Below are 4,261 nucleotides of genomic sequence, written 5' to 3'. Positions count from 1 at the left end.
CCGCACGGTGCCGGGGCCCGGGACCGGTGGTGTCGCCTCCGACACCGCCGCGGGCGGCACCACCGGCCCCGGCCGCCCCGGCGCCCCGTCGGGCGACGCCACCGGTCCCGGAGCTGCGGGAGTGGCACGTCCGCCACGATGGTCATCGCGGTGGTTGCCGCCGTTGATCAGGACCGTCATCCGTGGTTTCTCCTCACGATCCGGCTCGGGCACGGGCTTGTGCCCCTCCCACAGCGCGGACAGGTCCATGGCGACCCCGCGCACCGCGGCCCGCCCCAGCCCGTCGTAGAACGCGGCCAACCCGTGGCTTCCGCGCCGGTCGAGGCTGATCGCCGCGTGCTCACGGTCACCGAGCACCTCACCGGTCAGCCCGGTCAGGGTGGTGCCGGGCCCGACCTCGACGAAGGTGCGCACCCCGTCCTCGTACATCGCCTCCACCATGTCGCCGAACCGCGCCGGCGCGGCCAGTTGGGCGGCGATGCCGCGCCGCACCGCCGCCGGTTCGCGCCGGTACGGGGCCGCATCGGCTCCCGCGTACACCGTCCGTGCCGGCCGGTGGACCGTGAGGTCGGCAAGGAAACGGGTGAACGGCTCGGTGGCTTCGGCGACCAGGGGACTGTGGAACGCGGCGGCGGCGTTCAGCCGGCGGGTGACCACGCCGGTCGCGGCGCACCGGGCCTCCACGGCGGTCAATGCCTGGTCCGTGCCGGCCAGGACGACCTGCCGGGGCGCGTTGTGGTTGGCGACCCACACCCCGTCCACCTGCTCCGTCAGCTCCTCGATGCGCTCCAACGGCGCGTTCACCGCGAGCATCCCCCCGGCGGTGGTGGCCGCGTCCCGCATCAGCTCCCCCCGCCGCCGGGCCAGCCGGACCAGGGTGGGGGCGTCGAAGGAGCCCGCCGCGTGCAGGGCGACCAGTTCACCGAAGCTGTGCCCTGCCACACAGTCAGGCGTCAGCTTCAGATCCGACAGCACGGCCAGCAGGGCCAGGCTGTGCGCGGCCAGCGCCGGCTGAGCGACCTCGGTGGCGGTCAGTGCCGCCTCCAGCGAGGCACGGTCCTCCTCGCTGAACACGGGGGGCGGGAACACCTCCCGGTGCACCGGGAGGACTGCCGCGACCGCGTCCCAGGCATCCCGGGCCGCCCTGTGGTGAACGGCGAGTTCGGCGCCCATGCCCACGTACTGCGCGCCCTGGCCGGGGAAAAGGAAAGCGACCCGGCCGGGGGCGGGATCACCGGTGGCGAAGTGCGCCCGGGGCGCGGAGAACGGCACCCCGGCCTCCACCCGGACCGCCAGCGCGTCCAGCCGCCCCGCCAGATCGGTGGCGTCGTCGGCCACCACGGCCAGCCTCGCCCGGTGTTCGGTCCTGAACGCCGCCTGACACTCCCGTGCGATCGCCGCCAACGGCCGGTCGGGCCGGGGCCGGCGGATCAGTTCGGCCAGTGCGCCGGGGGAGGAGGCGCTGAACAGGACGAGTTCGCCGGGGGCCGCCGGGAGGTGCCAGGCTCGTCGGCCGCCCCCGGCGGGCACGTATTCCTCCAGCGTGACGTGGAAGTTGGTGCCTCCGAAACCGAAGCTCGACACGCCGGCGCGGCGCGACCGACCGGCGCCGCTGATCCAGGGCCGGGTGGCGGTGTTCAGGTAGAAAGGGGAATCGGTAAGCTCGAGTTCGGGGTTGGGCCGCCCCACCTTGATGGTCGGAGGCAACACCCGGTGGTGCAGGGCGAGTACGGCCTTCAGCATTCCGACGGCACCGGCGGAGGACTTGGTGTGCCCGAACTGGGACTTGGCCGAGCCCAAGGCGCACCACTGCCGGTCAGGGCGTCCTTCAGCCTGGAACACCTCCCTCAGCGCGGCGAACTCGGCGGCGTCACCGGCCTTGGTCCCGGTACCGTGCGCCTCGACGAGTTCCACGCTCTCCGGGCCGTACCCGGCCACGTCGTACGCCCGGCGCAGCGCCCGTTCCTGGCCGGCGGCCAGCGGCGCGTAGATGGCCTTGCTCCGGCCGTCCGACGCTGCGCCGAGGCCCCGGATCACCGCGTAGATCCGGTCCCCGTCGCGTTCGGCGTCGGCCAGCCGCTTCAGCGCGAACATGACCACGGCCTCGCCGAGCATGGTGCCGTCGGCGTCGGCCGCGAACGGCCGGCAGTCCTCCGTCGGAGAGAGCGCCGGAGTCTTCGAGAAGCACACGTACATGGTGATGTCGTTCAGCACGTCCACGCCGCCGCAGATCACCAGGTCGCAGCTGCCGAGGGCGAGCTCACCCAGTCCGGTGGAGAGCGCGGCCAGCGACGAGGCACACGCGGCGTCGGTCACGTGGTTGACGCCGTGCAGGTCGTACCGGTTGGCGATCCTGCCGGACACCACGTTGCCGAGCAGACCGGGGAAGGTCGCCTCGGTCCAGACCGGGAAGTTGGCACTGATCCGGTCGCAGATCTCGTCGGCCGCGGCCGGGTCGAGACCGGAGGCGAGGAGTTCCCTTCTCCACACCGGTCGGGAGAGCCGCGCTGACACCTCGAACCCCATGGCCAGGCCGCTTGTGCCCAGCACCACCCCGACCCGTTCCCGCTGTTGTGCGGTCATCTGCCCGAGGCCGCAGTCGGCCAGCAGGTCACCCGCGGCCATCATGGCCAGCAGCTGGGCGGTGTCGGTGGCCGCAAGGTCGCTCGGCGGGATTCCGTACGCCAACGGATCGAACTCGAAGTCAGGCAGGAACGCGCCCCTCCGCACGTAGGTCTTGTCCGGAGCGAACGGGTCAGGGTCGTAGTGGTCGGCCGGTGACCAACGCTCCACCGGTACGTCGGACATGAGATCCCGGCCGGCGAGGACGTTCCGCCAGAACCCTGCCACGTCTCGGGAGCCTGGGGTGAACGCGGCGAGACCGACCACCGCGACGGGAACCTGGGCACGTTCTGCTCTCATCTGCGCGGACACTCCTGCAGGGGTCAGGCGAGTTTGCGGGGACGGAACGTCAGGGCGGAGTCAGGTATGGAAAGCCCGAAGGTGCGCAGCTGGTGCGCGCGAGTGATCACGGCGGCGCCCTCCAGCAAATTCAAGGCGATCTGCGTGACGGTGCGCCGGGACGGATCGGCAAGCAGGCTGCCCCGGGCCCAGTCGTTGAACGCGCCGAGCGAGGGACCGGCCCACAACTGGTAGTCGATGCGGCGCTCCGGCCGGCCCTCGATCGCCCATCGGCTGGCGTTGCCCACGTACCACCGGAATACCAGGGCCATCCGGTGCCTGGGGTCGCGTTCGGCTCTGGCCAGCTGTCCGGGGTCGCGCCGTAGCCAGAACCGTTCGGTGTCCGCCCAGATCGCGTCCAGGTCCGCGCCGAACACTTCGTTCTCCAGTCTGTGCCGCGTGTCGGCGGGGATCTCCGCCAGGGACCGGTGACGCCGGTAGACGTCGTACAGTCGCTTGGCGCGCGCCGCGAACAGGGTGCCCCTCGTCAACACCTGGACCTGAATGCCTTGCTCGAACATGTCCGCGGCCGGGGCCATGGCCACGTCGGTGATGCCGGCTCCGGCCAGCAGTTCCCGCGCGTCCGCGGACACCCCGGACTCTGCTGCCAGTTGATTGACCGATCCGGTCATCACGTAGGCCGCGCCGAGTGCGAAGGCACCGGCCACCGCGCCGGGGGTGCCCAGACCGCCCGCGGCACCGACCCGGATCGGGCGGAGGAAGCCGTACCTGGCCACCAGGGTGTTCCGGAGCGCCAGCAGCTCGGGCAGGATCACGGACAGCGGACGGCTGTCGGTGTGACCGCCGCTGTCGGCCTCGACGGTCACGTCCTCGGCGACCGGGACCAGGCGGGCCAGCCGGCCCTGCTCAGCGGTGAGAGCCCCGTCCCGGACCAGCGCGTCCAACAGCGCCTCCGGCGCAGGCGACATGAACTTCTCGGCCACCTCACGACGGGACACCTTGGCGAACAGACAGGTGTCCCTGACCACCCGGCCGTCGGCGTCCCGCCGCAGTCCGGCCGCCGCGCAGCGGACGACGGCGGGCGTCAGGTCCATGAACGCGGAGGCCGAGATCCGGCGTACACGGTGACGCAGCAGGAGGTCGGCGACCTGCGACTCCAGTCGGGGCTCGCCGGGTGAGTGGATCAGGTTGACGCCCCAGTTGGGCGCGTCGCCCAACGCCGCGGTCAGCTCCGTCACCGCCTGTTCCACCCGGTCGGGGGCGAGTCCGGCGGCGCCGAAGAAGCCCATGAGCCGGGCTCCGGCCAGCTCCATCACCATCTGGGTGGTGGCGATCCCGT

2 protein-coding genes are annotated in these 4,261 nt (G+C 72.2%); both read right to left on the bottom strand.

Features of this window, described 5'->3' with window-relative positions; translation table 11 throughout:
* Positions 1-2,922 (bottom strand): type I polyketide synthase (locus B7767_RS33195; protein ID WP_143652754.1); only part of this gene is annotated, 2,922 nt, incomplete at its 3' end.
* 23 nt (positions 2,923-2,945) lie between these two features.
* Positions 2,946-4,261: PfaD family polyunsaturated fatty acid/polyketide biosynthesis protein (locus B7767_RS33190; RefSeq protein ID WP_085575346.1), on the bottom strand; the 1,316-nt coding region annotated here is incomplete at its 5' end.

The organism is Streptomyces sp. 13-12-16 (genome assembly GCF_002114215.1).
In the GTDB taxonomy this organism is placed as follows: Bacteria; Actinomycetota; Actinomycetes; order Streptomycetales; family Streptomycetaceae; genus Streptomyces.
The sequence above is the reverse complement of the archived record's forward strand: the minus strand, read 5'-3'. Positions and strand labels throughout refer to the sequence as shown.